The organism is Cupriavidus gilardii, from assembly GCF_008801915.1.
Classification (GTDB): domain Bacteria; phylum Pseudomonadota; class Gammaproteobacteria; order Burkholderiales; family Burkholderiaceae; genus Cupriavidus; species Cupriavidus gilardii.
Genome location: NZ_VZOV01000029.1, coordinates 23,393 through 50,142 on the forward strand (window position 1 = coordinate 23,393; position 26,750 = coordinate 50,142).

General features: G+C 65.7%; 25 protein-coding genes. 17 read left to right on the top strand and 8 right to left on the bottom strand.

Translation table 11 applies throughout. The features are described from left to right. Positions 1-68: 68 nt before the first annotated feature. Entirely contained in the window at positions 69-1,901 is a 1,833-nt protein-coding gene (locus F7Q96_RS23165) for an FAD-dependent oxidoreductase (protein ID WP_144425812.1), read from the top strand. Then, positions 1,898-2,887, top strand: a complete 990-nt coding sequence (locus F7Q96_RS23170) for an aldo/keto reductase (protein ID WP_144425813.1) — start codon at positions 1,898-1,900, stop codon at positions 2,885-2,887. Before F7Q96_RS23165 ends, F7Q96_RS23170 begins: the two co-directional genes overlap by 4 nt. Positions 2,888-2,947: 60 nt before the next feature. Here F7Q96_RS23170 and F7Q96_RS23175 read toward each other — a convergent pair whose 3' ends face one another. Beyond that, entirely contained in the window at positions 2,948-3,226 is a 279-nt protein-coding gene (locus F7Q96_RS23175) for a hypothetical protein (protein ID WP_006576038.1), read from the bottom strand. 114 nt (positions 3,227-3,340) lie between these two features. On the opposite strand from F7Q96_RS23175, the gene F7Q96_RS23180 reads away from it, so the two are divergent. The 7 genes from F7Q96_RS23180 to F7Q96_RS23210 all read left to right on the top strand — a co-directional run bounded on the left by F7Q96_RS23180 (position 3,341) and on the right by F7Q96_RS23210 (position 6,497). Then, complete coding sequence (locus F7Q96_RS23180) at positions 3,341-3,721, top strand: YkvA family protein (RefSeq protein WP_151023356.1); 381 nt, start codon at positions 3,341-3,343, stop codon at positions 3,719-3,721. Positions 3,722-3,862: 141 nt separating this feature from the next. Beyond that, complete coding sequence (locus tag F7Q96_RS23185) at positions 3,863-4,087, top strand: DUF2188 domain-containing protein (protein ID WP_151023358.1); 225 nt, start codon at positions 3,863-3,865, stop codon at positions 4,085-4,087. A 76-nt stretch (positions 4,088-4,163) separates the two neighbouring features. Beyond that, complete coding sequence (locus F7Q96_RS26905) at positions 4,164-4,373, top strand: DUF2188 domain-containing protein (RefSeq protein WP_006576036.1); 210 nt, start codon at positions 4,164-4,166, stop codon at positions 4,371-4,373. Between the two features lie 56 nt (positions 4,374-4,429). Then, positions 4,430-4,717 (top strand): DUF2188 domain-containing protein, encoded by a 288-nt coding sequence (locus F7Q96_RS23195; protein ID WP_151023362.1) that lies wholly within the window; start codon positions 4,430-4,432, stop codon positions 4,715-4,717. Between the two features lie 87 nt (positions 4,718-4,804). Then, positions 4,805-5,437, top strand: coding sequence for a sugar O-acetyltransferase (locus F7Q96_RS27420; RefSeq protein ID WP_151023364.1), 633 nt, complete (start codon positions 4,805-4,807; stop codon positions 5,435-5,437). Beyond that, the gene (locus F7Q96_RS23205; protein ID WP_211923520.1) at positions 5,421-6,029 is read left to right on the top strand and encodes a GNAT family N-acetyltransferase; all 609 of its coding nucleotides are present in this window, start codon (positions 5,421-5,423) and stop codon (positions 6,027-6,029) included. The genes F7Q96_RS27420 and F7Q96_RS23205 overlap by 17 nt, the downstream gene beginning before the upstream one ends. A gap of 33 nt (positions 6,030-6,062) precedes the next feature. Further along, a complete protein-coding gene (locus tag F7Q96_RS23210; protein ID WP_151023366.1) occupies positions 6,063-6,497 on the top strand; it encodes a DUF930 domain-containing protein in 435 nt (144 codons plus the stop codon). Between the two features lie 17 nt (positions 6,498-6,514). On the opposite strand, the gene F7Q96_RS23215 is transcribed toward F7Q96_RS23210, so the two are convergent. Further along, positions 6,515-7,240 (bottom strand): acyltransferase, encoded by a 726-nt coding sequence (locus tag F7Q96_RS23215; RefSeq protein ID WP_170265958.1) that lies wholly within the window; start codon positions 7,238-7,240, stop codon positions 6,515-6,517. Between the two features lie 420 nt (positions 7,241-7,660). Between F7Q96_RS23215 and F7Q96_RS23220 the strand changes: the two genes are divergently transcribed. The 4 genes from F7Q96_RS23220 to F7Q96_RS23235 all read left to right on the top strand — a co-directional run bounded on the left by F7Q96_RS23220 (position 7,661) and on the right by F7Q96_RS23235 (position 12,365). Beyond that, positions 7,661-8,614 (top strand): glycosyltransferase family 2 protein, encoded by a 954-nt coding sequence (locus F7Q96_RS23220; protein WP_053822003.1) that lies wholly within the window; start codon positions 7,661-7,663, stop codon positions 8,612-8,614. After that, positions 8,604-9,005, top strand: coding sequence for a GtrA family protein (locus F7Q96_RS23225; protein WP_053822004.1), 402 nt, complete (start codon positions 8,604-8,606; stop codon positions 9,003-9,005). Before F7Q96_RS23220 ends, F7Q96_RS23225 begins: the two co-directional genes overlap by 11 nt. Beyond that, the gene (locus F7Q96_RS23230) at positions 8,998-11,064 is read left to right on the top strand and encodes a DUF6311 domain-containing protein (protein ID WP_151023369.1); all 2,067 of its coding nucleotides are present in this window, start codon (positions 8,998-9,000) and stop codon (positions 11,062-11,064) included. The genes F7Q96_RS23225 and F7Q96_RS23230 overlap by 8 nt, the downstream gene beginning before the upstream one ends. 71 nt (positions 11,065-11,135) lie before the next feature. Beyond that, entirely contained in the window at positions 11,136-12,365 is a 1,230-nt protein-coding gene (locus tag F7Q96_RS23235) for an FkbM family methyltransferase (RefSeq protein ID WP_053822006.1), read from the top strand. Between the two features lie 100 nt (positions 12,366-12,465). Here the strand turns inward: F7Q96_RS23235 and typA are convergent, their stop codons facing one another. Continuing rightward, positions 12,466-14,286 (bottom strand): translational GTPase TypA, encoded by a 1,821-nt coding sequence (typA, locus tag F7Q96_RS23240; protein ID WP_053822007.1) that lies wholly within the window; start codon positions 14,284-14,286, stop codon positions 12,466-12,468. Between the two features lie 210 nt (positions 14,287-14,496). Here typA and F7Q96_RS23245 point away from each other — a divergent pair, with 210 nt between their 5' ends. The 4 genes from F7Q96_RS23245 to F7Q96_RS23260 all read left to right on the top strand — a co-directional run bounded on the left by F7Q96_RS23245 (position 14,497) and on the right by F7Q96_RS23260 (position 19,592). Continuing rightward, a complete protein-coding gene (locus F7Q96_RS23245; RefSeq protein WP_053822008.1) occupies positions 14,497-14,970 on the top strand; it encodes a MarR family winged helix-turn-helix transcriptional regulator in 474 nt (157 codons plus the stop codon). Between the two features lie 93 nt (positions 14,971-15,063). Further along, positions 15,064-16,620, top strand: a complete 1,557-nt coding sequence (locus F7Q96_RS23250) for an AdeC/AdeK/OprM family multidrug efflux complex outer membrane factor (RefSeq protein WP_151023371.1) — start codon at positions 15,064-15,066, stop codon at positions 16,618-16,620. A gap of 72 nt (positions 16,621-16,692) precedes the next feature. Beyond that, positions 16,693-17,976, top strand: a complete 1,284-nt coding sequence (locus tag F7Q96_RS23255) for an HlyD family secretion protein (RefSeq protein ID WP_053822009.1) — start codon at positions 16,693-16,695, stop codon at positions 17,974-17,976. A 2-nt stretch (positions 17,977-17,978) separates the two neighbouring features. Then, positions 17,979-19,592: a DHA2 family efflux MFS transporter permease subunit gene (locus F7Q96_RS23260; RefSeq protein WP_151023373.1), complete on the top strand. Its 1,614-nt coding sequence runs from the start codon at positions 17,979-17,981 to the stop codon at positions 19,590-19,592. Between the two features lie 249 nt (positions 19,593-19,841). Here the strand turns inward: F7Q96_RS23260 and truB are convergent, their stop codons facing one another. The 5 genes from truB to rimP all read right to left on the bottom strand — a co-directional run bounded on the left by truB (position 19,842) and on the right by rimP (position 26,277). Then, a complete protein-coding gene (gene truB / locus F7Q96_RS23265) occupies positions 19,842-20,813 on the bottom strand; it encodes a tRNA pseudouridine(55) synthase TruB (protein ID WP_053822011.1) in 972 nt (323 codons plus the stop codon). A 75-nt stretch (positions 20,814-20,888) separates the two neighbouring features. Beyond that, the gene (gene rbfA, locus F7Q96_RS23270; protein ID WP_053822012.1) at positions 20,889-21,257 is read right to left on the bottom strand and encodes a 30S ribosome-binding factor RbfA; all 369 of its coding nucleotides are present in this window, start codon (positions 21,255-21,257) and stop codon (positions 20,889-20,891) included. A 107-nt stretch (positions 21,258-21,364) separates the two neighbouring features. Then, the gene (infB, locus tag F7Q96_RS23275) at positions 21,365-24,241 is read right to left on the bottom strand and encodes a translation initiation factor IF-2 (protein WP_053822013.1); all 2,877 of its coding nucleotides are present in this window, start codon (positions 24,239-24,241) and stop codon (positions 21,365-21,367) included. 75 nt (positions 24,242-24,316) lie between these two features. Further along, positions 24,317-25,792 carry a transcription termination factor NusA gene (nusA, locus tag F7Q96_RS23280; protein WP_053822014.1) on the bottom strand — a complete coding sequence of 492 codons (1,476 nt, stop codon included), beginning with the start codon at positions 25,790-25,792 and terminating at the stop codon, positions 24,317-24,319. Beyond that, positions 25,789-26,277, bottom strand: coding sequence for a ribosome maturation factor RimP (rimP, locus tag F7Q96_RS23285; RefSeq protein ID WP_053822015.1), 489 nt, complete (start codon positions 26,275-26,277; stop codon positions 25,789-25,791). The genes nusA and rimP overlap by 4 nt, the downstream gene beginning before the upstream one ends. Positions 26,278-26,750 lie beyond the last annotated feature (473 nt).

Below are 26,750 nucleotides of genomic sequence, written 5' to 3' on the forward strand. Positions count from 1 at the left end.
GCCTCACCCGGGCGCGCGGCAGGCCGTCCCGCGTCATCCCGCGATCGCCAGGCTGCCGGAGAACCCCCATGGTACTGCGTCCCCCCTCGCACCCAGCGAGCTTGCGTACGACCGTCTGCGTGGTCGGCTCAGGGCCGGCCGGCATCACCTGCGCAAGGGAGCTGGCGCGGCGCGGCATCGCCGTGATGCTGGTCGAAAGCGGCGGTGAGACCTTCGAGGACCAGGCGCAGGCGATGTGCGACGCCGAGATCGCCGATGCGCGCCGCCATGCCACGATGCAGGACGCCGTGCGGCGCGCGTTCGGCGGTACGTCGTGGCTCTGGGGCGGGCGCTGCATCCCCTTCGATCCGATCGACTTCGAGCCGCGCGACTACGCGCCCGGCACCGCCTGGCCGATCCGCTACGAAGAGCTGTCGCCCTACTATGCGCGCGCCTGCGAGTACGCCAACTGCGGCGAGCCCGCCTTCACGCTCGATTGCCTCGCCGCCGAATCGGCGAGCCGGCCCATCACCGCGCGTTTCCAGCCGGGCGACGTGATCGCCTCCGATCTGGAGCGCTGGAGCGGCGAGCCGAATTTCGCCCGCCGCTATCGCGACTGGTTCGAGCGCGATCCCACCGTGCAGCTGCTGCTGGGCGCGACCTGCGTCGATATCGAACCCGACGGGAGCCGCGAGCATGTCGCCAGCATCGTGGTGGCCCGCGGCTCGGCGCGCACGCGCATCGTCGCCGACCATTTCGTGCTGGCCTGCGGCGGGCTGGAAGCGACCCGGCTGCTGCTGAACGTCAACGCGCGGCGCGGGGACCGGCTGGGCAACCGCAGCGGCCTGCTGGGCCGGCATTACATGGGCCACATCTCCGGCAAGATCGCCAGCGTGCGGTTCGACTCCGAGGCGGCGCGCACCATCTATCATTTCGAGCGCGACGCGCAGGGCTTCTATGCGCGCCGGCGCTTCACCGTGCCGGCGCGTGTGCAGCGCGAGCAGCGGCTGCTCAATACCGCGATGTGGCTGGACAACCATCCGCCGGCCGATCCCGCGCACGGCAACGGCATCCTGTCGTTCGCCTACCTGGCGCTGTGCACGCCGGTGATCAGCCGCTTGCTGGCGCCGCCAGCGATCGCCAGGCTGGTCGCCAACGCCAGCGCGCGCAAGGACCGCGGCGCCCATGTCCGCAATGTCTGCAAGGACCTCATCAAGATCGCGACGTTCGTGCCGCCGTTCGTCTATCGGCGCTATTTCGCGCGGCCGCGGCTGCCGGGCTTCTTTCTGCCCAGCCCGAACAATGTCTACGCGCTGCACTACCATGCCGAGCAGTTGCCCTCGCGCGAGAGCCGCGTGACGCTGGCCGACAGCACCGACTGCCACGGCATGCGGCGGCTGCGGATCGATCTGCGCTATCAGCAGGCGGACGCCGATTCGGTGGTGCGCTGCCATGCGTTGCTGGACCGGCATCTGCGCAAGACCGGTGCCGGGCGGCTCGAATACTGGATGCCGGAAGCCGAGCGCATCGATGCGGTGCTCTCGCAGGCCGCCGACGGCTTTCACCAGATCGGCACCGCGCGCATGGCGGCGCACTGGCGCGACGGCGTGGTCGACCCGCGCTGCCGCGTGTTCGGCACCGACAATCTGTATGTCGCCAGCAGCGCGGTATTCCCGTCTTCGGGGCAGGCCAACCCGACGCTGACCATCGTCGCGCTGTCGGCGCGCATTGCCGACGACATCGCGGCACGGCTTGCCAACGATGCAACAAGCGATACAGCACGCGATGCCGCGAACCGAAACGACGCCTGCATGACTAACGACATGGCGACCGACGCCACGCCCGTGGCGGACCGGATGCCCCCGTCCGTCGAACCGATCGACGAGCCCGTTGCCGTAGCCACCGCAGGAGCGCCAAGGTGAGTGAGCATTCCCAGGAACTGTCGGGCCGATTGGGCTTTGGTTGTGCGCCCATGCTGGGCCGGGTGGGCAGGAAGGAATCGCTGCGGGCGCTGGCGATCGCGTATGACAACGGCATTCGCCATTTCGACGTCGCCCGCTCCTACGGCTTCGGCGAGGCGGAGGCGCTGCTCGGCGAGTTCCTCGCGGGCAAGCGCCAGCACGTGACCGTCACCAGCAAGTTCGGCGTGGTGCCGCCGCGCAATACGCGCGCGCTCAGTTTTGCCAAGAGCCTCGCGCGAGGCTGGATCAAGCGCATGCCCGGTGGCCGGCGCATGGTGCATGCGGCCTCGCGTGTCGCGCTGTCGCAGCGCAACTATGAGGTCGCCTATGCGCGCAGTTGCCTCGAACAATCGCTGCGCCAACTGCGCAGCGAGCGCATCGACTACTACCTGATCCACGAACCGCCTTCGCCCGAGGTGCTGACCGACGAACTGCAGCGCTTCCTCGACGGCGCACAGCGCGACGGCAAGATCGGGCAATGGGGCGTGACCATCGATGCGCCGGAGATCATGGCGTCGCCGCTCGCCCAGCAGGCGCCGGCATGGCTGTTCGAGGCAAACCTGAACGTGCTCGACCGCCTGCATCCTGGCATCGGCGCCGGACGGCAGCGCTTTCTGTCGCGGCCCTACGGCGGCGGGCCGGACAGCCTCGCAGCCGGCGCGGCCAGCCGGCCCGTGCGCGAGGCCGTCGACAAGCTCGGGCTCGACGGCCTGAGCGAGCAGGAACTGGCGATGCATTTCGCGCTGAGCCTTGCCGGCGAGCACGGCATCGTGATCACGTCGATGTTTTCCGAGCAGCATATCCGCCAGAACCTGGCGCTGCTCGAGCGGTATCGCGCGCTCGGCGAGCTCGGACGGGCGCTGGCGCCCACCATCCTGGGCGAGGGTTCGGCGCGGCCATGCCGCAATGGGCCTTGCAACGATATGCCGGAGCGCCAGCCGGCATGAGGCGGCGATCGCGCGCTGGCTCGCCGCGGGTGCGCCGGCGGTGTGCAGCCGGCGCGCCGATCAGGAGGCCGGTGCGAACGGGTCCTGCGGCGCCGCGGGATTGTCGGACAAATCGAACTCGTCGCGCACCTTGTCGACCACGGCGCGGATCGCGCGCTCATGGCCGCGAACATGGCCGAAGCCCTGCATATCCCAATTGCGGCCGCGCGCATCGCGCGGATGCGGCTGCGGCACCGGCACCCGCACCTTCAAACCCTCGTCCACGATCTCGTCCAGCCGCTGGATGCGCCGGCTGACTTCGTCCTGCAGCGCACGTGCGGGCCGTTCGCGCTTGGCCATGATGTTCTCTCCCGTGACCTGGATCGGGCCATGCTAGCATGCGCGCTGCCTTGCCAACGTGCGCTATCCGATCCAGCGCTTGTTGTTCCCGCCATCCCGCCGGACCCTTCCGCCATGTTCGACGCCTTGCGCGCGTGGGCCGCACGACTGCGGCGCGACGTGCTGACGCTGTGGTTCGCCTGCCGGCATCCGGCGACGCCGTGGCTGACGCGCGCCCTGTGCGCGTTGATCGTCGCCTATGCGTTCAGCCCGATCGATCTGATTCCCGATTTCGTGCCGGTACTGGGCTATCTCGACGAAATCGTGCTGCTGCCTGCGCTGATCTGGTGCGCGCTGCGCACGCTGCCGGCGCCCCTGGCCGCGTCCTGCCGCGAGCAGGCTCATCGCTGGATCGAGCAGCGGCGCGGCAAGCCTCGCAGCTATTGGGGCGCCGCGATCGTCGTGGCCCTGTGGCTGGCGGCGGCGCTGCTCGCGTGGCGATGGTGGCTGAGCTGACGCGTGCTGCCATGCGCAGCATCCACGCTGCATGACCTGGCGGTGCCGTCCATCGTCCGGCCCACTGTCGGACAGCCACCGATACCACGCACCCCGCCCCCGCTCTAGAAAGGAAGAAAGTCCCGATCAAGAGGTGCCACCATGGCAGCACGCAATATCCATGTGACGCCGCATGGCAATGGCTGGAACGTCAGCCGCGAAGGCGAACCGGTCGCCAGCTCGCATCACGACACGCAGGAAGAAGCGATCGAGGTCGCCACCGACGCGGCACGGCGCGACCGCGTCGAATTGCTGGTCCACGGCCGCGATGGGCAGATCCGCATGCGCAACAGCTTCGGCCACGATCCCGCGGCATCGAAGGGCTGACGTAGGACTAACTCGCATACAGGGCGACATCCCGATGCACTACGATGCAGGTTCCCTCCGCTCTCGACCGAAGACCATGCCGCGCAACTTCGTATTGAAAGCCACCCATACCGGATGGGAATTGACCGTCGAAGGCCAGGCACAATCGATCCTGCGCTACGACGCCCGCGATGACGCGCTGCAGCTCGCCATGGCCGCTGCCCGGCGGCGCGGCGTCGGCCTGCTGGTCCAGGAGGCCGACGGCGAAATCCGCCGGCTGACCGAACAGGAAAGCCTCGCAGCCTGATCCCGGGCAGCACGGCGGCGCTGTGCCGCCGGCCGCTGCCGCAATGGAAGACGACCATGAACCGTACCGTCCACGTGCTGCCCTCCGACCGCGGCTGGGCGGTGACCGTCGAAGACACCGACGGCGCCACCTCGCACTACCCTTCACAGGAAGAAGCCGTCGCGGCCGGACGCGAAAAGGCCAGCAAGGACCAGGTCGAACTGGTGATTCACGGCCCGGATGGGCAGGTTCAGCAGCGCACGCGCCATGACCGTGGCGATGGTCACGGCCATGATGGCGATGCGGGGGACGGCAGCGGTGATGGTGGCGGTGGGGACGGCGGCGGTGGGGACGGCGGCGATTGACTCGCTTGCTGCTCGGCGAAGCCGGCAGAGTCGGCAACCGACGTCCTGATATGATCGGCCGCGCGACAACGAACCATCAGCATCCCCATGTCGAGTACCGACACCGAAACCGACGCCGACTCCGATAAGATCGACCATCGCAGCCAGAAGGAAAGAATGCTTGCCGGCGATCTCTATATCGCCGAAGACCGCGAATTGCAGGCCGCATCGCGCCGCGCGTATCGCCTGTCTCGCGAATACGAGACGCGCTATGCCGTCGATCTCGACAGCGCGCAGCAGGTCCTGCATCAAATGCTTGGCGCCGTCGGACCGGACGTCAATATCAAGCCACCGCTTTACGTCGACTACGGCAAGTACATCACGGTCGGCGCGCGGACCTTCGTCAACTACGGATTGATGGCGCTCGACGTCGCGCCGATCACGATCGGCGAAGACGTGCAGATCGGGCCCAACGTCCAATTGCTGACGCCGACTCATCCGATCGATCCGGAGCTGCGGCGGCAGAAATACGAAGCCGCCAAGCCCATCGTCATCGGCAACAACGTCTGGCTCGGCGGCGGCGCCATCGTGCTGGCGGGCGTCACGATCGGCGAGAACAGCGTGATCGGTGCCGGCGCGGTCGTCACGCGCGATATTCCGCCGAACGTGGTGGCGGCAGGCAATCCGGCGCGTGTGATTCGGGAGATCGCGCAGACGCCGGACGATGGCGCCGACGCATGATGCGCTCGCGCGCTCGCGGCATGTACCGGCAATGGCGGCGCTGATCCGGCTCGCAGACCGCAGCGACGCCGCATCGCTGCCGGACATCGAACGCTCCGCCGCCGAGCTGTTCCGCAGCGTGCCGGCATTGGCGTGGATCGCAGACGACGACGTGCTGGCCCCCGAAGTCCACCTGCGCTTCATTGCCGCGGGCACGGCCTGGGTCGCCGTCGACGACACCGGCAAGGTGCGGGGCTTCCTCAGCGCCGAGCGCTTCGGCCAGGCGCTGCATATCTGGGAGCTCGCCGTCCATCGCGATTGGCAGGGCCAGGGCTGCGGCCGCGCGCTGGTCTCGCAGGCCATCGAACATGCCCGGCGGCAACGGCTGTCCGCCGTCACGCTGACAACCTTCCGCGACCTGCCCTGGAACGAGCCCTTCTACCGCCGGCTGGGATTCGACGCGATAGAAGGCGATGCACTGGACGAACGGCTTACCGCGGTACTTCAGCACGAACGCGAACTCGGTTTGCCGGTGCATCTGCGCTGCGCGATGCGGCTGGTGCTGGACGTGCCGCGCTCCGGCACCGAGGCCGCTCCGCCGGCGTCGCCGTAGAATCGCCGATATTCCAACCCGACGGGACTTCGTATGGCACGCTTGATCCGACCGCATCGCGCCCTGCTCGCCGCCCTGTTCGCGACCGCGGCCTGCGCCGCCATCGCGCAGGACAACAGCCCGCTGACCGACTCCCAACGTCAGGCACTCGACCGCGCCATCGGCACCCTGCGCACGCCCGCTGACCGCAACGTCGCGAGCCAATGGAGCGACGCCAAGAAAGTCGCCGAGGTGATGTGCCGCCCGCTGGCCCTGCAGGAATTGAAGCGCACCGACGCCAAGGTCGACCGCGTCTTCCTCGGCGACGACACGCCGCAAAGCCTGACGCTGAAAGGCAATACCGTGCTGGAAGGAAAGGGCCAGGCCCGCGGCCGCAAGGGCTGGCGTAATTTCACGTTTACCTGCGCGCTCGACGCGGAAACGGCTCGGGCCACGGCGTTCCAGGCAACGTTCGCAGACGCCAGGTAAGGGCCCGCGCCACGGGACTACGGCGCGATCACGGGTTCCTGGTCCAGGTGCGACAAGGCATCGACGGACCAGGAGATGCCGGTCCTGACAACGCGTGCCGGGTTGCCAACCGCTACGCACGATGCGGGGATATCGCGCGTGACGATCGAACCCACGCCGATCACGCTGCCTTCCCCAATGGTCACGCCTTTGAGAATACGAACGTCGGAGCCGACCCACACCTTTTCGGCAAGCCTGACCGGTGCCGGCATATTGATCCGCCGCCCGCTTTCGATATCGAAGATCGGATGCCAGTCGCTGGTGCGGATTTCGATGTTCCACGAGAACAGGCACCACGGCCCGATTTCGATGCGACTGTGTCGTTCGACGGCGAACAGCTTCGCTTCAATGATGTTTGTCCCTTCGCCGATTTCCACCGAGACGCAGTCGCCACCGAGAATGATCTGTCCCTGGGAGTATTGAACGCCCCGTCCGATACGCGTACGCGTCAGCTTCACCGCATTGCGGCCGGCGCGATCCACCCAGGCCTTGATGATGGCGTTCGTTACACAGCAATCTTCGTCGAACTCGATCACATTGTCGTCGCCGTGGATCTCGATGACGACATTGCTCAGGCAGGACCGCCCCATTCGAACGGTGTTTCCATTGCCGACGAATGTGATTTTTACGTTATCAAGGATGGCGTCGTCAGGATGCTCAATGCTGTTGCCTTGTCCGTCGCTCTGGAGGTCAATGCCGGTCATGCGTGGGCCTGGTCTTGAGTAGACGACATGATACTCCGTTCGCGTGCTCTGCCACATTGAATGTCTTCTACATCACAATTAAAGCGATAACCTACCGCCGTAGGTTGACCGATGCCAACAAAGAAGCACAATTCTCTTCTTTCTGCCAGTCGGTAAATCGACGGTCATTTTTCCTCTGCTACGATCCGGACACCACGAGAAAATCCGCCCGATCGGACACGGCCTGATACAAACAGGGGCAAACAAGCCGGATATGCCAATTGGCAGTCGGGTTGGCCAAAAAACGATTCAGGTCCCTGCCGTGGCGCGAACAACGTCTGCGGCATAGGGACAGCAGTCCGTTCGTCGGCAGGCATCCACTGCAGCAAGATGGCCTCGCGACTCGCGAGTGTGCACAACGCAATAGTCAATTCTCGGAATATGTCGATCCCTTTATTGTCTTTGGTAGTGCCATTCTTTAACGAGGAAGAAGCAATTCCCGAATTCTTTCGGCGTGTCATTCCGTGCCTGGAAGCGCTCGACAGTATCGACTTTGAAATTGTGTGCATCAATGACGGAAGCACCGATCGCACGCTCGAGCGCCTGATTTCTGCCGCAGATACCGACGAGCGCGTGCGGGTCATCGACTTGTCGCGAAATTTCGGCAAGGAGGCGGCCATGTCCGCCGGGCTGGCCGAAGCGCAAGGCGACATCGTTGTACCGTTCGACGCCGACCTGCAGGATCCGCCGGAAGTCATTGGCCAGCTGGTGGCCAAGTGGCGGGAGGGATATGACGTGGTACTGGCCCGACGGGTGGACCGTACGACCGATACCTTCCTCAAGCGTTTCTCGGCCTCGAACTTCTATCGGCTTCACAACAAGCTTGCCGATGTCAAGATCCCCGACAACGTCGGCGATTTCCGCTTGATGACGCGCGAGGTCACCGATGCGGTCAATTCCCTTCCGGAATCGCGCCGTTTCATGAAAGGCCTGTTCGCGTGGGTCGGATTCCGGACTGCGGTGATCCCGTACTCGCGCGACCGCAGGGTGGCCGGCACGACCAAGTTTTCGGGCTGGAAGCTATGGAACTTCGCACTGGAAGGCATCACCAGCTTCAGCAGTCTCCCGTTGCGTATCTGGACCTACTTCGGCCTGCTTGTTTCGGCATTGTCCTTCCTGTATGCGGCATACCTTGTGGTCCGCACCCTCGTGCATGGCATCGATGTACCGGGCTACGCTTCGATCTTCGTTTCGATCCTGTTTTTCAGCGGCATACAGCTGATCGGCATCGGCATCCTCGGCGAATACATCGGGCGCATCTACATGGAATCGAAACGGCGCCCGCTGTACCTGATCCGGGCGCAGTACGGCAGAAAGGTCAAGCATGCCCGGTAGTGCGACGCTGCAACGGCTGGTCAAGTACACGATCATCGGCGCTGCCGGCACCGCCGCCCACTATGTCGTTCTGATCGGGCTGATCGAATCCAGCCTGCTGGCCAGCCCCGTCGTGGCCTCTTCGGTTGGCGCAGTGGTCGGCGCGCTCATCAACTACTTCCTCAATTACAGGTTCACCTTTCAAGCCACGAGCAGCCACCGGTCCACGCTTCCCAAATTCTTCCTCATTGCAGGAGCGGGCGTAGTGCTCAACGGTGTCGTCATGGCGATACTGACGCATCTGACAAGCTGGCTCTATATCGTCAACCAGTTGATCGCCACTGCCGTGACGCTGTTGTTTACCTTCGCCGTCAACTCCGCCTGGACGTTCAAAGAAAAAAGACATGGCTAAGCTACCAAGAACGGGAGATTCATGGATTGCCGTACTGATCGGCCTGACGATCTTTTTCGCATTCAGCGGCGGAAAAATCGTCAATCCGGCCAATGTCGACTGGATCATGGCAAGCGGCGGCGACCCGATTCAGCACTACATCGGCTGGAATTTCTTCCGTCACGGCGATTTATTGCAATTCCCGATCGGGTTGAACACCAAATACGGCGAAACCATCGGCAGTTCCATCGTATTTTCCGACTCGATCCCGTTGCTGGCGATCCCGTTCAAGTATCTCCGCGCCCTGCTGACGCCGCAGTTTCAATATTTCGGCATCTGGATCGCCCTGTGTTTCGCACTTCAGGCCTTTTTTGCCTGGCGCATCCTGTCACTGTTTTCCGAGGGCATGCTCGTACGCGCCATCGGTGCCGCACTGCTGACACTATCTCCGCCAATGCTGTGGCGGCTGCTGGAGCACGAGGCACTGATCGGGCACTGGATCCTGCTGGCGGGTCTCTACCTGTATCTGCGAGGCCTTGCCACGCCCTTCCAGTGGATTGTGCTGCTGTGCGTGGCGGCGCTGGTCCACCCCTATTTGCTGGCCATGAGCCTGGGCCTCTGGACCGCGGATCGGTGGCGCGCCTGGCAGGCGCGGGAAGTGACCGCGACATCGCTGACGATGGAAATCGGTCTTGCCTTCCTGTTGCTGGCCGGCACCGCGATTTCGGTGGGCTATTTTGCGGTGCGGGGGGTCGGGTCGGAGGGATACGGGTACTACCGCTTCAACATCACGTCGCCCCTGCATCCGCTCGACATCTGGTCCATCTGGCGGCAAACGCCATATGTCGGCGGCAATTACGAAGGCTTCAGCTACCCGGGTGCGGGCATGTTTGTCCTTGCTCTGCTGGTGGCGGCCCTGCTGGCTTTCCGATGGCGGCATGTCGAGTTCGCGTGGCGCCCGGCGTTCCCGCTTATCGCAGTCTGTGCGATCTTCTATGTCTATGCGCTCTCCAATCGCATAGCGTTTGGCGGACACGAACTGATCCAGTTTCAGGTACCGGCCATTTTCGAGAAGGTCGTATCGACGTTCCGCTCCACTGGCAGATTCATCTGGCCGGTCGTCTATGCCGTGGAGATACTCTTGCTGGTGCTCCTGCTGCGGCTGTCGCCGAAACGGCTGCTGGTGCCGGCGCTCGCCGTGATCCTGCTTTTCCAGGCCACCGACCTGTTGAATGCGTCCGCCTTTTTCCGGGCCCGATGGGCGCAGCGTTGGGACAATCCGCTGAAGTCGGCGTTCTGGAACGATGTCCCGAAGCAGTACAAACGCATTGCATTCGTGCTTCCGCTGGACGGCGGCGAGCGATACGCTCCCATTGCGTTCCTGGCCTCCAATGCGCGAATGAGCATCAATGGCGGGTATTTCGCCCGCGTCGACTTCGACAAGCTGAAAGCGGTGGAAGACGAACTGCTTGCCGCCATTGAGACCGGCAATTTCAGGGAGGACACGCTCTATATCTTCAACAAGGAAACGCACTGGGACAAGGCGCGCGGCAACCTTGGGGGCAAGGGCTTCGCGGGGTATGTGGACGGGTTTCGCGTGCTGGCGCCCGCATGGCGCGGGTGTACGCAGACATGCGCGTTCCGCTCCGAAATTGCCCGTATCGATTTCAGGAACACCGCCAGCGAGCGCTATCTGAAGCGAGGCTGGTCGACGACGGCCGGCGAAGGCGGCCGCTGGACCGATGGGCACGAAGCAGCGCTGTCGATTCCGCTGGGGAGCGAATCCGCGCAGGAACTCTCGGTCCGCCTGCGTTTTGTTCCGTTCATCAAGCCGGGGCAGGAACAGCAACAAGTCATCGTCGTTGTCGCCGGGAAAGAGATCCAGCGCTGGCGGCTCACAAGGGAACAGGTCGAGACACGCGAGTTCCGCGTACCGGCCTCGCTGCTGACGTCCGCACGGGGATCCCTCGATGTCAGACTCGAGTTCCCCGACGCGCGCGCGCCGGCCGAGCTCGGTATCAGCGGCGATACGCGTGTACTGGCACTGAATGTCGATTCGATGGAGATCTATGGGCGGTAGTCGGCGGTAGAACCGTGCACGCGTCAACGCCCGACCTTTGTATTGAAACAATATGAAAGGAGACGTCAACCGTGCCCAACGCCTTACCGTATTCCACGCTGGGACAGCTGATCGCTTCCGGCATCGTGACGATCGATTACGAGAAGCTGCTGGAATCCCACTACAAGAAATGGCTGCGTCCCGGCGACGTGGTGGTCGATATCGGGGCCCATAGTGGCCGGCACCTGCGGCACTTCCTGACTTCGGTCGCCAATACGGGCCGCGTATTCGGCTTCGAGCCGCTGCCGGATCAATACGCAAGCCTGGCCAAACGATTCGATGTCGATAACGCCAAGCTGCACAATATGGCGCTATCGAACTGCTCGGGCACGGCGGAATTCACATACGCGGAAGGCTCGCCGCAGGAAAGCGGTCTGCGCCAGCGGATCTACAACGATCCGGAATCGGCACGCCCACGCACGATCGTCGTTGCGGTCGAAAGGCTCGATACCTTCGCGGACCAACTGGAAGGGTTGAGCTTCATCAAGATCGACATTGAAGGCGCCGAAATCGATTGCCTGCAGGGCGCACGGGCCGTTCTCGACAAGTACCGGCCCTTGATCAGCGTCGAATACGGCATGCAGGGTTATAGCGTCTATGGCAACACCAGGTGGACACTGTTCGAGTTTTGCCGCGCACACGACTACGTGCTGTACGACATGTTTCTGAACCGTCTTGCCTCGCGGCAGGCCTGGAACGCTGCCGTCGACAGTATCTACTGGGATTACTTCATGGTGCCGCGGGAAAAGGAGGACGCCTTTCTCTCCCGCCTTCGCCCCCAAGACAGGACGAGGCCCGATGGGTATTCCTTGATCACGTCCCAATCACTGACGATTGCGGCCGCGCCGGCTCTTACGCTTCTACAGGGATTCTCGAGCCCCGAACCGTGGGGATATTGGACCGATGGCTGGCATTCGTCCCTGCGCCTGACCCTGCCGGATCCCCCAGACAACGATCTGCTCCTCGTCATCGAGGCGCACGGCTTTGTCCACGCGCATCATCCCGAAACCGAGGCCACGGTCTCCGTCAATGGCATCGAGGTCGGCAATCTGGCGTTCGCGTTCAGCGGGCCCAAGTCGGACGCCGACATCTTCGAATTCACGGTGCCGATTCAGTTTTGCCGGGTAAACGCGCTCGTGATCGATTTCCAGATTCCCAAGCCTTGTTCGCCTTCGCAATTGGGAATATCCGAAGATCCGCGGCATCTCGGCATCGGGCTCCACCAGATCTCCCTCTACGAACGACTCGGCGTGCACGATTGAGCCGATGTTTCGCTCGCCGGCGTCCACCAATGAAAAGGCCGAGCCCCGTTCACCACAGGACTCGGCCCTTCCCGCTTCCGGGGCAGCGTATCGCTGACGCTTACGCGCCTTCGCGTGCCGCGCGCTTGCGCTCGTGTTCCTTCAGGAAGCGCTTGCGCAGGCGGATGCTCTTCGGCGTGATTTCGACCAGTTCGTCGTCGGCGATGAACTCCACCGCGTATTCGAGCGTCATCTGGATCGGCGGTACCAGGCGTACCGCTTCATCGGTGCCGGAGGCGCGCACGTTGGTCAGCTGCTTGCCCTTGATCGGATTGACGACCAGGTCGTTGTCGCGGCTGTGGATGCCGATGATCATGCCCTCGTACAGCGGGTCGCCCGGCTTGACGAACATGCGGCCGCGATCCTGCAGCTTCCACAGCGCGTAGGCCACGGCCTCGCCGTCGTCCTGCGAGATCAGCACACCGTTGTGGCGCTCGCCCAGGCCGCCCTCGCGCACCGGCGCGTAGTCATCGAAGATGTGCGAAATCAGGCCGGTGCCGCGCGTCAGCGTCAGGAACTCGCCCTGGAAGCCGATCAGGCCGCGCGCCGGAATGCGGTATTCCAGGCGGGTGCGGCCCTTGCCGTCCGACGCCATGTCGAGCAGTTCGCCCTTGCGGCGGCCCAGCTCTTCCATCACGGCGCCCTGGTGGCCATCCTCGACGTCCACGGTCAGCAGCTCGTACGGCTCGTGCTTGACGCCGTCGATTTCCTTGAACACCACGCGCGGGCGCGACACGGCCAGCTCGTAGCCTTCGCGGCGCATGTTTTCCAGCAGGATCGTCAGATGCAGTTCGCCGCGGCCCGACACTTCGAACACCGTGTCGTCGCCGGTTTCGGCCACGCGCAGCGCGACGTTGGACTTCAGTTCGCGGTCCAGGCGCTCGCGCAGCTGGCGGCTGGTAACGAACTTGCCTTCGCGACCGGCCAACGGCGAGGTGTTGACGCAGAAGTTCATCGTCAGCGTCGGCTCGTCGACCTTCAGCATCGGCAGCGCGTCCTGCGCGTCGGGCGCGCAGACGGTGCAGCCGATACCGAGCTCTTCGATGCCGTTGATCAGCACGATGTCGCCAGCCTCGGCCTCGGGCACGATCTCGCGCTCCAGGCCGCGGAACTTCAGCACCTGGTTGATGCGGCCCTTGATCGGGTTGCCCTCGGGACCGAACTTGACGACCACGTCCTGCAGCGGACGCGCGCGGCCGCGGGAAATACGGCCGACGCCGATCTTGCCGACGTAGCTCGAGTAGTCCAGCGAGATGATCTGCAGCTGCAGCGGACCGTCCGGGTCGTCGTTACGGACCGGCACCTTGTCGAGCACAGTCTCGAACAGCGGCTTCATGTCGCCGTCGCGCACGTCCTCGGTCAGGCCGGCGTAGCCGTTCAGGCCCGAGGCGTAGATCACCGGGAAGTCGAGCTGCTCATCGGTCGCGCCCAGCTTGTCGAACAGGTCGAAGGTCTGGTTGATCACCCAGTCCGGACGGGCGCCGGGGCGGTCGATCTTGTTGATCACGACGATCGGCTTCAGGCCCAGCGCCAGCGCCTTGCGCGTGACGAAGCGGGTCTGCGGCATCGGGCCTTCGACAGCATCGACCAGCAGCAGCACGCCGTCGACCATCGACAGCACGCGCTCGACCTCGCCGCCGAAGTCGGCGTGGCCCGGGGTGTCGACGATATTGATATGGGTGCCGTTGTACTCGACCGCACAGTTCTTCGCCAGGATGGTGATCCCGCGTTCCTTTTCCAGGTCGTTCGAGTCCATCACCCGCTCCGCAACCTGCTGGTTCTCACGGAAGGTGCCTGCCTGGCGCAGGAGTTGGTCCACCAGGGTGGTCTTGCCATGATCGACGTGGGCGATGATGGCGATATTGCGGATTGCGCGGGTCATTGCGGCTCTCGCTTGCAGCTGGGCATCAAAAATTCAACCCGCCATTCTAGCATGTTGCGACGCAAAACAGCGGAGCACGGCTCGGACTGTCTTTCGCCTTGCTGCAAGGCCTTGCGGCGCACTATTTCGGAATCAGAAATGACGAATTGACGTTCTTGCTGTTCTCTCAATCGCCGCATATATTTGCCACGACAAAGATTGCATAGGCAAATGATGAACAGCACCGGCACCGGCGATACCTTCCCCTTCGATCCCGCCTCCTATCGGATTTGCGACAGCGTCGGCTATCTGATGGCGCGGGCCAAGGGCGAGGTGTCGCGCGACGTCGAGCAGGAGGTCGGCGCGCTCGATATCACGCACGCCCAGGCCTCGTGCCTCGTGATGCTGGCTCACGACCGCGCCCGTACGGTGACCGACCTGGGCCGCGAACTGAATACCGATATCGGCTCGGTCACACGCCTGATCAGCCGCATGGAGAAGCGCGGGCTGGTCGAGCGCCAACGCAGCGACGCCGACCGGCGCATCGTCGATCTGCGTGTCACGCCGGCCGGCCTGGCGCTGGTCGAGCAGTTGCCCACGATCTTCTGCCGGGTGCTGAACCGGCGCTTTCGCGGCTTCTCGGAGGCGGAGATCGCCCAGTTCCGCGACATGCTGCAACGGGTGATCGCCAACAACTCCGGATAGCGGCGCCCCCGCACTCCAATCGTCCCCGATCCATCGGCGGCCCGTGCCCTGCGGCACCGGACCGCGGCATCCGTCTTTCGTTGTCGCCAACCCATGAACCACCAACTTTCGACTTCCCGCCGCGCCGTGGCACGGCAACCGGCCCGCCGCCTCGGCACCTTCGCGCTGAGCGCGCTGGCCGCCGCCGCGCTGGCCGGCTGCGCCGCCTTCGGCAACTCGCACACCACCCAGGTCATGACCGAACCCGCACAGCTCGCCACCGCGCAGACGCTGCCCGGCCAGCATGGCCAATGGCCGTCGCAGGACTGGGTCGACCAGTTCGGCGATCCGCAACTGCGCGCACTGGTCGACGAGGCCGTGCAGAGCAGTCCGAATCTGCAGGCGGCGCTGGCGCGCGTGCAGGCCTCGCGTGCGATGGCCGATGCCACCCGCAGCGCGCTGTATCCGCATATCGACTTCGATGCGTCGCTGACGCGTCAGCGCTTCTCGGAGACCGATCTGTATGAGGGCACGCCGCGCGCCGGCTCGTGGCAGAACCTGTCGCGGATGCAGGCCGGCCTGTCCTGGGACCTCGATTTCTGGGGCAGGAACCGCTCGGCGCTGGAAGCGGCGCTGTCCGACGACCGCGCCGCCGAAGCCGAAAGCCAGGCCTCGCGGCTGCTGCTGACCACCGCGGTGGCGCGCAACTACGCGCGGCTGGCCGCGCTGTTCGCGCAGCGCGATGTGGCCGAGCGCGCGATCGCCCAGCGCGGCGACCTGACCGAGCTGTCGCGCCAGCGCCTGTCGGCCGGTCTCGACACCCAGGTCGAAACCACACAGGCGCGCGCGACGGTGGCCTCGGCCCGCACCGATCTGCAGCGGATCGACGAAGAGATCGCGCTGGCCCGCAACCAGATCGCCGCGCTGCTGGGCAAGGGTCCGGACCGTGGCCTGGCCATCCAGCGGCCGACGCTGCTGGCGCATGCGACCCCAACGCTGCCGGACAACCTGGCGATCGACCTGCTCGGCCGCCGGCCCGACCTGGTGGCGGCGCGCTGGCGCGTCGAGGCTTCGTCCAAGGACATCGACGTCGCGCGCGCCGAGTTCCTGCCCAATGTCACGCTGAGCGCCTTCGCGGGCCTCGCCTCGCTCGATCCGTCCAACCTGCTGCTCGGCATCAGCCGCCAGTTCGGCTTCGGGCCGGCGGTGCGCCTGCCGATCTTCGAGGGCGGGCGGCTGCGCGCGAACCTGAAGGGCAAGCATGCGCAATACGACCTGGCGGTGGCCAACTACAACCAGACGCTGGTCAATGCGCTGCGCGAGACCGCCGATACGGTGACCAGCATCCGCAGCGTCGATCAGCAGATCCAGACGCAGCGCGAGGCACTGGAGCTGGCCGAGCACGCCTATGCGCTGGCCACCACCCGCTACAAGGCGGGCCTGGGCACGCAGCTGACCGTGCTGAACGCCGAAAGCAATGTGCTGCAGCAGCGGCGCCTGGCCACCGATCTGCAGGCGCGGCGACTGGATCTGCAGATGGCGCTGGTCAAGGCGCTCGGCGGCGGCTATCGGCAAGCCGGCGAGCCGGGCGATTCCGGGCCGGCACAGGCCGGGGGGGCCGCGGCGCCGGCGCCCTCCTCCGCCGCGACTCGTGCCGCGGCGCACGGCTGAGGCGCCCGAGCACCAACCACCCGACATCGAAGAACAACGACAACGTCCGAACCGTTTTTAGCGACCGACATCATGAGCGACCAACAACAGAACGCGGCGACCCGCACGCAACCCTCCGACAACAACAACGGCAAGCGCAAGCGCCTGCTGCTCTCGCTGACCGCCGCCGTGGTGGTCGCGGGGCTGGCCTACGGCGGCTACTGGGCCCTGTACGCGCGGCATTTCGAGAGCACCGACGACGCCTACGTCGCGGGCAACGTGGTCCAGGTGACCCCGCTGGTGCCCGGCACGGTGGTGGCGATCGGCGCCGACGATACGCAGCTGGTCAACGCCGGCCAGCCGCTGATCCAGCTCGACCGCGCCGACAGCGAGGTCGCGCTGGCCCAGGCCGAGGCCCAGCTGGCACAGGCGGTGCGCGAGGTGCGCACGCTGTATGTCAACAACGGCTCGCTGGCGGCCAACGTGGCGCTGCGCCAGGCCGATGTCGCGCGCGCCCGCGAAGACCTGAAGCGCCGCCAGGCGATCGCGGGTTCGGGCGCGGTCTCGTCGGAAGAACTCGCGCATGCGCGCACCACGCTGCAGGCGGCCGAGTCGGCGCTGCAGGCCGCGCGCGAACAGCTCGCGTCGAACAAGGCGCTGACCGACCAGACCACCGTCGAAAAGCATCCGAACGTGCAGCGCGCCGCCGCCAACGTGCGCGCCGCCTATCTGAGCTATGCGCGCTCGCAGCTGCCGGCACCGGTGACCGGCTATGTCGCCAAGCGTTCGGTGCAGGTGGGCCAGCGCGTCAACGCCGGCGCGCCGCTGATGGCGGTGGTGCCGCTCGATCAGGTCTGGGTCGACGCGAACTTCAAGGAGGTCCAGATCACGCATATGCGGATCGGCCAGCCGGTCACGCTGCATGCGGACGTCTACGGTTCCGACGTCGAATACCACGGCAAGGTGGCCGGCTTCTCGGCCGGCACCGGCTCGGCGTTCTCGCTGCTGCCGGCGCAGAACGCCACCGGCAACTGGATCAAGGTGGTGCAGCGGCTGCCGGTGCGTATCGCGCTCGATCCGCAGCAACTGAAGGACCATCCGCTGCGCATTGGCCTGTCGATGAACGTGACCGTCGACGTGCGCAAGACCGAGGGCGCGGCGATGACGACGACGACCGCCAGCAAGCCGATGCAGACCGATGTCTATGACAAGGTCGGCCACGATGCCGATGCGCTGATCGCGCGCATCATCGCGACCAACAGCGGCCGCCAGGGCGCCGAGCCGGCGGTGTCCGCGCCGGCATCCGCGGCCCGGGCATCGACTGCCAAGCCCGCCGCCACCGCGAAAGCGACTGTGAAAGCAACCACGCACGCCTGATCATGGCCGATACGCTGACCGCCCGCGAGGGCGCCGAACCCGCGCCGGCACCGCGGCCCGCGGCCCCGGCCCGCCCCGCGCACCAGGAACCGCTGACGGGCGGCAAGCTGATCGTCGGCACGATCGCGCTGTCGCTGGCCACGTTCATGAACGTGCTCGACTCGTCGATCGCCAACGTGTCGATTCCCGCGATCTCGGGCGACCTCGGCGTGTCGCCGAACCAGGGCACCTGGGTCATCACGTCGTTCGCGGTCGCCAACGCGATCTCGGTGCCGCTGACCGGCTGGCTGACCACGCGCTTCGGCGCGGTGCGGCTGTTTGTCACGTCGATCCTGCTGTTCGTGCTGTCGTCGTGGCTGTGCGGCGTCGCGCCGAACCTGGAAGTGCTGCTGGCCGCGCGGATCCTGCAGGGTGCGGTCGCCGGGCCGATGATTCCGCTGTCGCAATCGCTGCTGCTGTCGAGCTATCCGCCGCACAAGAGCACGATGGCGCTGGCGCTATGGGGCATGACCACGCTCGTCGCGCCGATCATGGGGCCGCTGCTGGGCGGCTGGATCTCGGACAACATGACGTGGCCGTGGATCTTCTACATCAATATCCCGGTCGGCATCCTGGCGGCGTACGCGACCTGGGTCATCTATCGCGACCGCGAGACGCCCAAGCGCGTGCTGCCGATCGATACCATCGGGCTGGCGCTGCTGGTGATCTGGGTCGGCGCGATGCAGCTGATGCTGGACAAGGGCAAGGAGCTCGACTGGTTCCATTCGACCGAGATCGTCACGCTGACGGTGGTGGCGGTGGTCGGCTTCCTGTTCTTCCTCGCGTGGGAGCGCTACGAGAAGCATCCGATCGTCGATATCAGCCTGTTCAACGGCCGCAACTTCAGCGCGGGCGTGGTCGCGATCTCGGTCGCCTACGGGCTGTTCTTCGGCAATCTGGTGATCCTGCCGCTGTGGCTGCAGACCATCGTCGGCTATACCGCGACCGATGCCGGCATCGTGATGGCGCCGGTGGGCATCTTCGCGATCCTGCTGTCCCCGGTGATCGGGCGCAATCTGCCGAAGATGGACCCGCGCTGGGTCGCCACCGCGGCCTTCGTCACGTTCGGCATCGTCAGCCTGATGCGTTCGCGGTTCACGATCGACGTGGACACCACCACGCTGATGATTCCGACGCTGATCCAGGGCGCGGCGATGGCGATGTTCTTCATCCCGCTGACGTCGATCATCCTGTCGGGACAGCCGCCCGACAAGATTCCGGCGGCCTCGGGCCTGTCGAACTTCGTGCGGATCACGTTCGGCGCGATCGGCGCCTCGGTGTCGACCACCGTGTGGGAGAACCGCTCGGCGATGCACCATGCGCACCTGGTCGAACAGGCCAATCCGTACAACCCGATCTACAACGCCCAGGTCGAACACCTGATGCAGCAGGGCATGAGCCATCAGCAGGCGGTCGGCATGATCGAGCGCACCATCTCCCAACAGGCGTCGATGCTGGGCGCCAACGATATCTTCTGGATCTCGGGGGTGATGTTCTTCGCGTTGATCGTGTTCGTCTGGCTGACCAGGCCGAAGAGCGGCGGAGGCGGGTCGGCGGATGCGATGGGGGCGCATTGAGGGCTCGCGCAATGGCGCACGCCGCCTGCCCTCTCCCCCGCCCCTCTGCCGCAGGCGGGAGAGGGAAGAAAACACGCTGCAATCCGGACGCTTCGCACGCGTAGAGGACCGACGGTGCTTTCCCTCTCCGGTTTGCGGGAGAGGGAGAAAACCCACTGCAATCCAGACTCTTCGCACCAGTAGAGAACCGACGGGGTTCTCCCTCTCCCGCTTGCGGGAGAGGGCCGGGGAGAGGGAAATCCGCCCTGATCAGTCCGCGGGAGTCAATCTCACCAGCCGCTCCGGCCGCAGCGCGCCTTCGCGCCATCTGGCCACGCCCAGCAGCCGCGGCGGTTCGCCGCCATAGACGCGCGCCAGCGTGTCTTGCTGCGATCCCAGACCTTCGAACGCCTGTGCCGGCAGATCGCGCCCGGCGATCCGTTGTCCCTGCAGAAAACGCTGCGTCGCGGCGGCGTCGAGCGTCACCGGCACGCAGCGCTGCAGCAGCGCGTCGACCGGCGCCAGCAAGGCCGGCCGTGCCGCGTCATCGTGCTCGCCCAGCTGTTCCAGCGTGACCGCGCCGTCCAGCGTCAGATCGCCGACCGCGGTGCGCCGCAGCGCGGTCAGATGCGCGCCGCAGCCGAGCGCCTCGCCGATGTCCTCGGCAAGCGTCCGGATATAGGTACCCTTGCTGCACGTCACGCGCATCGCGAACACCGGCGCGGCGGGCAGCTCGCAGCCGAGCAATGCGATGTCATGGATCGTCACGCGGCGCGCCGCGCGCTCGACGGTCTGCCCGGCGCGCGCGTACTCGTACAGCGGCCGGCCGTCCTTCTTCAGCGCCGAATGCATCGGCGGCACCTGCTCGATCGCACCGACGAAACGCGCCAGCGCTTCGTTCAGCGCCGCGGCATCGCAGCCGACCGGGCGTTCGGCGATCACCTCGCCTTCCGCATCGCCGGTCGAGGTCCGCTGCCCCAACCGCACCGTCGCCTCATAGGTCTTGTCGGCATCGAGCAGATCCTGTGAGAACTTGGTCGCCTCGCCGAAACACAGCGGCAGCAGCCCGGTCGCCAGCGGGTCCAGCGTGCCGGTGTGGCCCGCCTTGTTGGCGCGCAGCAGCCGCTTGGCGCGGATCAGCGCATCGTTCGACGACAACCCGAGCGGCTTGTCGAGCAGCAGCACGCCATGCACGTCGCGGCGCGGCAGCCGGGGCGGACGTGGAGCGTTGGAATCGGTCATGGAAGAGGAAACGGCGGGGAGCGGTGCCTTGCTCGGGAGAACGACGACGACGCAGGACGCGCCGGCGCCGCGGACTTACTCGTCCTTGGCGCGCGTGGCGTTGGCCTGGTCGATCAGCTTCGACATCTCGATCGCGTGTTCGACCGAGGTATCGTGGACGAAGCGAAGCGTCGGCACGGTATGGATATGCAGCCGCTTGAACAGCAGCGAATGCAGGTAGCCGGCCTTCTCGTTGAGGATCGCCTCGGCGTCGGCCGGTTCGGCGCCCAGCACCGTGAAGTGGACCTTGGCGTGCGCGTAGTCGGGCGTCAGCGACACCGATTGCAGCGTGACCAGGCCCAGGCGCGGGTCGCGCAGTTCGCGCTGGATCATCTCGGCCAGATCCTTCTGGATCTGATCGGACAGGCGCAGGTTACGGGAGGAAATATTGCCTTTCTTGGCCATGCGATACGACTTTGCCAGCGGCGTCGCCGGCGAAGGCGATGGGACCGACGGCGTGGATGGGCCGGCGGCGGCGGACCGGTGAAGGCCCGCCGCCGCGGCGCGCCGCCTTACAGCGTGCGCGCGACCTCGGTGATTTCATACACTTCGAGCTGGTCGCCTTCCTGAACGTCGTTGAAGTTCTTGATCGACAGACCGCACTCGAAGCCCTGCTTGACTTCCTTGACATCGTCCTTGAAGCGCTTGAGCGAATCGAGCTCGCCCGAGAACACCACGACGTTGTTGCGCAGCACGCGCACGAAGGCGCCACGCTTGACCAGACCGTCGGTGACCATACAGCCGGCCACCGCACCGATCTTCGGCACGCGGAACACCTGGCGCACCTCGACCTGGCCGATCGTCACTTCGCGCTTCTCCGGCGCCAGCATGCCCGACATCGCCGCCTTGATCTCGTCTACCGCATCGTAAATGATGTTGTAGTAGCGGATGTCGATGCCGTTGCTCTCGGCCAGCTTGCGCGCGCCGGCGTCGGCACGCACGTTGAAGCCGATGATGACCGCCTTCGATGCCGTCGCCAGGTTGACGTCCGATTCGGTGATGCCGCCCACCGCGCCGTGCACGATCTGCACGCGCACTTCGTCGGTCGACAGTTTCTGCAGCGACTGCACCAGCGCTTCCTGCGAACCCTGCACGTCGGCCTTGACGATCAACGGCAGCGTCTGCACTTCGCCCTCGGTCATCTGCTCCAGCATGGTCTCGAGCTTGGCCGCCTGCTGCTTGGCCAGCTTGACGTCGCGGAACTTGCCCTGACGGAACAGCGCGATTTCGCGCGCCTTGCGCTCGTCGGGCAGCACCAGCACTTCCTCGCCGGCCGCCGGCACCTCGGACAGGCCCTGGATCTCGACCGGAATCGACGGGCCGGCCTCCTTGGTCGGCTTGCCGTTCTCGTCGAGCATCGCCCGGACGCGGCCGTAGGCGCTGCCTGCCAGCACGACGTCGCCACGCTTGAGCGTCCCGCTGTTGACCAGCACGGTTGCCACCGGGCCCTTGCCCTTGTCCAGCTGCGCTTCGACGACCAGGCCCTTGGCCGGCGCGTCGACCGGCGCCTTCAGCTCCAGGATTTCAGCCTGCAGCGACACCTGCTCCAGCAGTTCTTCGACGCCAGCGCCGGTCTTGGCCGACACCGGCACGAACGGCGAATCGCCGCCGTACTCTTCCGGCACGACCTGCTCGGCCACCAGTTCCTGCTTGACGCGGTCCGGGTTGGCTTCGGGCTTGTCGATCTTGTTGATCGCCACCACGATCGGCACACCGGCCGCCTTGGCGTGGGCGATCGCCTCCTTGGTCTGCGGCATCACGCCGTCATCGGCGGCCACCACCAGGATCACGATATCGGTCGCCTTGGCGCCGCGCGCACGCATCGCCGTGAAGGCCTCGTGGCCCGGCGTATCGAGGAAGGTGATCACGCCGCGATCGGTTTCCACATGGTAGGCACCGATATGCTGCGTAATGCCGCCCGCTTCGCCGGCCGCGACCTTGGTGCGGCGGATGTAGTCCAGCAGCGAGGTCTTGCCGTGGTCGACGTGACCCATCACGGTGACGACCGGCGGACGCGGCAGCTGCTCGGCGTCCGACTGGTCCTCGCCGCCTTCGATCAGCAGCGCTTCCGGATCGTCCAGCTTGGCCGCCAGCGCCTTGTGGCCCATTTCCTCGACCACGATCATCGCGGTCTCCTGGTCCAGCACCTGGTTGATGGTGACCATCTGGCCGAGCTTCATCATCTGCTTGATGACCTCGGAGGCCTTGACGGCCATCTTGTGGGCCAGGTCCGCAACCGAGATGGTCTCGGGCACATGGACCTCGCGCACCACCGGCTCGACCGGTGCCTGGAAGCCGCTGCGGTCGTCCTGCTGATGCTTGCCGCCACGGCCGCGCGGGCCGCCGCGCCAGCCGCCGACACCGCCCGACGAATCGCCGCGGGTCTTCAGGCCACCGCCCTTCTTGCGCGAACCCTCGTCCTGCCAGGTCGACGAGCCCTTGACCACCTTGCCGGTCTTCTTGTCGACCGTCGTGGCAGCCACCGCGGGCTTCTTGTCGTCCTTCTTGGCCTCGACCGTGCCGGCCGGCTTGACCGGCTTGTGCAGCGTGCCGCTCTGCTCGGCCTTCTTTTCCTCGGCCTTGCGCTCGGACGGTGCCTTCAGCACGCGCGCCGGCGCATTGAGCATCTGCTGGATCGCGCGGGCCTCGGCCTCGGCGGCCTCGCGGCGCTTGCGGGCCGCGTCCTGCTCGGCGCGCACCTTGTCGGCGGCGGCCTTGGCATCGTCGGCGGCCTTCTGCGCGGCGGCGCGTTCGGCCGCCAGACGCGTCTTGTCGTCCTCGGCCTTCTTGCGGTCCGCATCCTCGTTGGCCTCGCTCGCGGCGCGCGTCGCCGCGGCCTCTTCCTCGGCCTTGCGGGCGGCCAGCTCGGCCTGGCGGCGCTCTTCCGCCTCCAGCGCTTCCTGGCGTGCGCGGCGCTCGGCTTCCTCGCGTTCGGCCGCCTCCTGGCGGGCCTTCAGCTCGGCTTCCTGGCGCGCCAGCAATTCGGCCTGGCGGCGTTCCTCTTCGGCGCGGCGCGCCAGCTCGGCCTGGTCGACCACCGGCTCGGACACTTCCTGGCCGTCGGCCGCGCCATCGGCGGGCGTCTCGTCGCGCTTGATCAGCACGCGCTTCTTGCGCACCTCGACCTGCACCGTGCGCGTCTTCCCGGTCGCATCCGCCTGGCGGATCTCCGAGGTTTCGCGCTTGGTCAGCGTGATCTTCTTGCGCGAGCCGTCATCGGCCTGACCGTGCGAACGCTTCAGGTAGTCCAGCAACCTGGCCTTGTCGGTCTCGGTGACCACGTCCTCAGGCTTGGACTTGCCCACCCCAGCTGCCTGCAATTGTTCCAGCAGGGCAGCTGCGCTGCGACTCAGTTCTGCGGCCAGTTGGGCAACTGTTGTGCTTGCCATTCAAACCCTTTCAATGCTCGGTTTCTACGTCGGGACAGTCTTGTGCGGAAAGCGCGCTCTATGCGAACGTGTCCCTCAGTTGAACCAGTGTTCCCGTGCTTTCATGATCAGCGCCTTGGCTTCTTCTTCGCTGACCCCGGTCATCTCGACCAGTTCGTCGACCGCCAGTTCGGCGAGGTCGTCACGCGTGTGGATGTCGCCCTCGGCCAGCTTGCCGATCAGCTCCGGCGTCAGGCCGTCCAGCGAGCGCAGATCCTGCGACACCGACTCGACCTTCTCTTCGCGGGCCAGCTCCATCGTCAGCAGCGCATCGCGGGCGCGATTGCGCAGCTCGTTGACGGTGTCCTCGTCGAAGGCCTCGATCTCCATCATCTCGCTGATCGGCACGTAGGCGACTTCCTCGAGCGAGGAGAAGCCTTCCTCGATCAGGATGTCGGCCACTTCCTGGTCCACGTCCAGCTTGGACATGAACAGGCGCCGCACCACTTCGCTTTCCTCGGCCTGCTTCTGCGCCGATTCTTCCTGCGTCATGATGTTGATCTGCCAGCCGGTCAGCTCGGACGCCAGGCGCACGTTCTGTCCGCTGCGGCCGATCGCGACGGCGAGGTTTTCCTCGTCGACCACGACATCCATGCTGTGCTTCTCTTCATCGACGACGATCGACTGCACTTGCGCCGGCGCCAGCGCGCCGATCACGAACTGCGCCGGATCTTCCGACCACAGCACGATGTCGACCGCTTCGCCGCCGATCTCGTTGCGCACCGCGGTGACGCGGGTGCCGCGCACGCCGACGCAGGTGCCGATCGGATCGATGCGCTTGTCGTGCGCCACCACCGCGATCTTCGCGCGCACGCCCGGGTCGCGGGCGGCGGCCTTGATCTCCAGCAGGCCCTGCTCCATCTCGGGCACTTCGTTCTCGAACAGCTTGATCAGGAACTGCGGCGAGGTGCGCGACAGCTCGATCTGCGGGCCACGCGCGGTGCGGTCCACATTCAGGATATACGCTCGAACGCGGTCGCCGGTACGCAGATTTTCCTTCGGAATGATCTGATCGCGCGCCAGCAACGCCTCGACACGGCCGGACTCGACGATCAGGCCCTTCTTGTCGGCGCGCTTGACCGTGCCGGTCATGATCTTCTCGCCACGCTCCAGGTAATCGTTGAGGATCTGCTCGCGCTCGGCGTCGCGGATCTTCTGCAGGATCACCTGCTTGGCGGCCTGCGCGCCGATGCGGCCGAATTCGACCGATTCGATCTGCTCCTCGACGAATTCGCCCAGTTCGATATTGGCATCCTGCTCACGGGCTTCGAACAGCAGGATCTGCTTGTCCGGCTCCTGCAGGCCCTGCTCGTCGGGCACCACCAGCCAGCGGCGGAAAGTCTCGTGCTCGCCGGATTCCCGATCGATGTGCACACGGATATCGACGTCTTCCTCGAAACGCTTCTTGGTGGCCGAAGCGAGAGCCGCTTCGAGCGCACCGAATACCACATCCTTGTCGACGTTCTTCTCGCGCGCAAGCGCATCGACGAGCAACAGAACTTCGCGGCTCATTGCTTGTTCCCTTTTCTCTGATTTCCTTTGAAGTCGATTACCGGCACCAGGCGCGCCTTGTCGACATCGGATACGGTAAATTCCAGCAGCGCCGGGCCATCCTTGCCCTCGAATTCCAGGCCGATCTTCTCGGCGCCGGGCTCGCCGGTGGGCGGCTGCAGGATGCCGACGAAGTTCTTGCGGCCGTCGATCGGCAGGCGCAGCGTCACGCGCGCCTCCTCGCCGGCAAAGCGAACATAGTCGGCCAGTTTTTTCAGCGGACGGTCCAGTCCCGGAGAGGAGACCTCGAGCCGTTCGTAATCGACGTTCTCGACGGTCAGCACGTGAGTCAGCTGGCGGCTGACCTTCTCGCAATCCTCGATGGCAATGCCGGTGTCAGGCTGATCGATATAGACGCGCAGCAACCCGCCTGGGGCGCGTTCGAGTTCGACCAGCTCATACCCCATGCCGGTCAATGTGGTTTCGATCAAATCTGCCAGATGCACTGTCGTTCCGAAAAATGGCCATCAAACTACCGGGCGAGGCCGCGGCGAATGGCCGGCTGCCTGCCGTCATCTCCGGCGGAGCCCCACATCGCGATTTTCCGCGTGTTCGGACGATCGGACGAACCAAAAAAAAATGGGCGGAACGCCCATCATTCGCCCATCCCCTTGGAGGATGACTTTTTGAATAGACTCGCATTATACGCGCTAGGGCCACAAAAGGCAAAGCCGAGCGAAGTGGGCACGGAATGTGCCCGCCCTCGCCCCGTTGCGCCTCGCGGCCGGGCGCGCCTGCGCCTCAGCGTTTGCCGCCGCGCGGGCGTCCGCGGCCGGGACCGCTCGGCTTGCCAGCCTTGGGCATCACATTGCCGTTCGGTTCGCCGCCGCGCCGCTGCGCCCGTCCCTGGCCCTGGCCGCCCTGTCCCTGCGCGCCGCGCGCACCGCCACGCGGACCGCCGCGGCCGCCGCCGGCCGGG

What these genes read in the sequence shown, in the direction of transcription:
- F7Q96_RS23195 (WP_151023362.1), top strand. Translation starts at nt 4,430, where the DNA reads ATGAACCGTACCGTCCACGTGCTGCCCTCCGACCGCGGCTGGGCGGTG.
- F7Q96_RS26905 (WP_006576036.1), top strand. Translation starts at nt 4,164, where the DNA reads ATGCCGCGCAACTTCGTATTGAAAGCCACCCATACCGGATGGGAATTG.
- typA (WP_053822007.1), bottom strand. Translation starts at nt 14,286, where the DNA reads ATGACCCGCGCAATCCGCAATATCGCCATCATCGCCCACGTCGATCAT.
- F7Q96_RS23175 (WP_006576038.1), bottom strand. Translation starts at nt 3,226, where the DNA reads ATGGCCAAGCGCGAACGGCCCGCACGTGCGCTGCAGGACGAAGTCAGC.
- F7Q96_RS23260 (WP_151023373.1), top strand. Translation starts at nt 17,979, where the DNA reads ATGGCCGATACGCTGACCGCCCGCGAGGGCGCCGAACCCGCGCCGGCA.
- F7Q96_RS23245 (WP_053822008.1), top strand. Translation starts at nt 14,497, where the DNA reads ATGATGAACAGCACCGGCACCGGCGATACCTTCCCCTTCGATCCCGCC.
- F7Q96_RS23185 (WP_151023358.1), top strand. Translation starts at nt 3,863, where the DNA reads ATGGCAGCACGCAATATCCATGTGACGCCGCATGGCAATGGCTGGAAC.
- F7Q96_RS23165 (WP_144425812.1), top strand. Translation starts at nt 69, where the DNA reads ATGGTACTGCGTCCCCCCTCGCACCCAGCGAGCTTGCGTACGACCGTC.
- F7Q96_RS23180 (WP_151023356.1), top strand. Translation starts at nt 3,341, where the DNA reads ATGTTCGACGCCTTGCGCGCGTGGGCCGCACGACTGCGGCGCGACGTG.
- F7Q96_RS23220 (WP_053822003.1), top strand. Translation starts at nt 7,661, where the DNA reads ATGTCGATCCCTTTATTGTCTTTGGTAGTGCCATTCTTTAACGAGGAA.
- F7Q96_RS23255 (WP_053822009.1), top strand. Translation starts at nt 16,693, where the DNA reads ATGAGCGACCAACAACAGAACGCGGCGACCCGCACGCAACCCTCCGAC.
- F7Q96_RS23205 (WP_211923520.1), top strand. Translation starts at nt 5,421, where the DNA reads ATGGCGCCGACGCATGATGCGCTCGCGCGCTCGCGGCATGTACCGGCA.
- F7Q96_RS27420 (WP_151023364.1), top strand. Translation starts at nt 4,805, where the DNA reads ATGTCGAGTACCGACACCGAAACCGACGCCGACTCCGATAAGATCGAC.
- F7Q96_RS23215 (WP_170265958.1), bottom strand. Translation starts at nt 7,240, where the DNA reads ATGACCGGCATTGACCTCCAGAGCGACGGACAAGGCAACAGCATTGAG.
- truB (WP_053822011.1), bottom strand. Translation starts at nt 20,813, where the DNA reads ATGACCGATTCCAACGCTCCACGTCCGCCCCGGCTGCCGCGCCGCGAC.
- infB (WP_053822013.1), bottom strand. Translation starts at nt 24,241, where the DNA reads ATGGCAAGCACAACAGTTGCCCAACTGGCCGCAGAACTGAGTCGCAGC.
- F7Q96_RS23230 (WP_151023369.1), top strand. Translation starts at nt 8,998, where the DNA reads ATGGCTAAGCTACCAAGAACGGGAGATTCATGGATTGCCGTACTGATC.
- rbfA (WP_053822012.1), bottom strand. Translation starts at nt 21,257, where the DNA reads ATGGCCAAGAAAGGCAATATTTCCTCCCGTAACCTGCGCCTGTCCGAT.
- F7Q96_RS23225 (WP_053822004.1), top strand. Translation starts at nt 8,604, where the DNA reads ATGCCCGGTAGTGCGACGCTGCAACGGCTGGTCAAGTACACGATCATC.
- F7Q96_RS23250 (WP_151023371.1), top strand. Translation starts at nt 15,064, where the DNA reads ATGAACCACCAACTTTCGACTTCCCGCCGCGCCGTGGCACGGCAACCG.
- F7Q96_RS23210 (WP_151023366.1), top strand. Translation starts at nt 6,063, where the DNA reads ATGGCACGCTTGATCCGACCGCATCGCGCCCTGCTCGCCGCCCTGTTC.
- nusA (WP_053822014.1), bottom strand. Translation starts at nt 25,792, where the DNA reads ATGAGCCGCGAAGTTCTGTTGCTCGTCGATGCGCTTGCGCGCGAGAAG.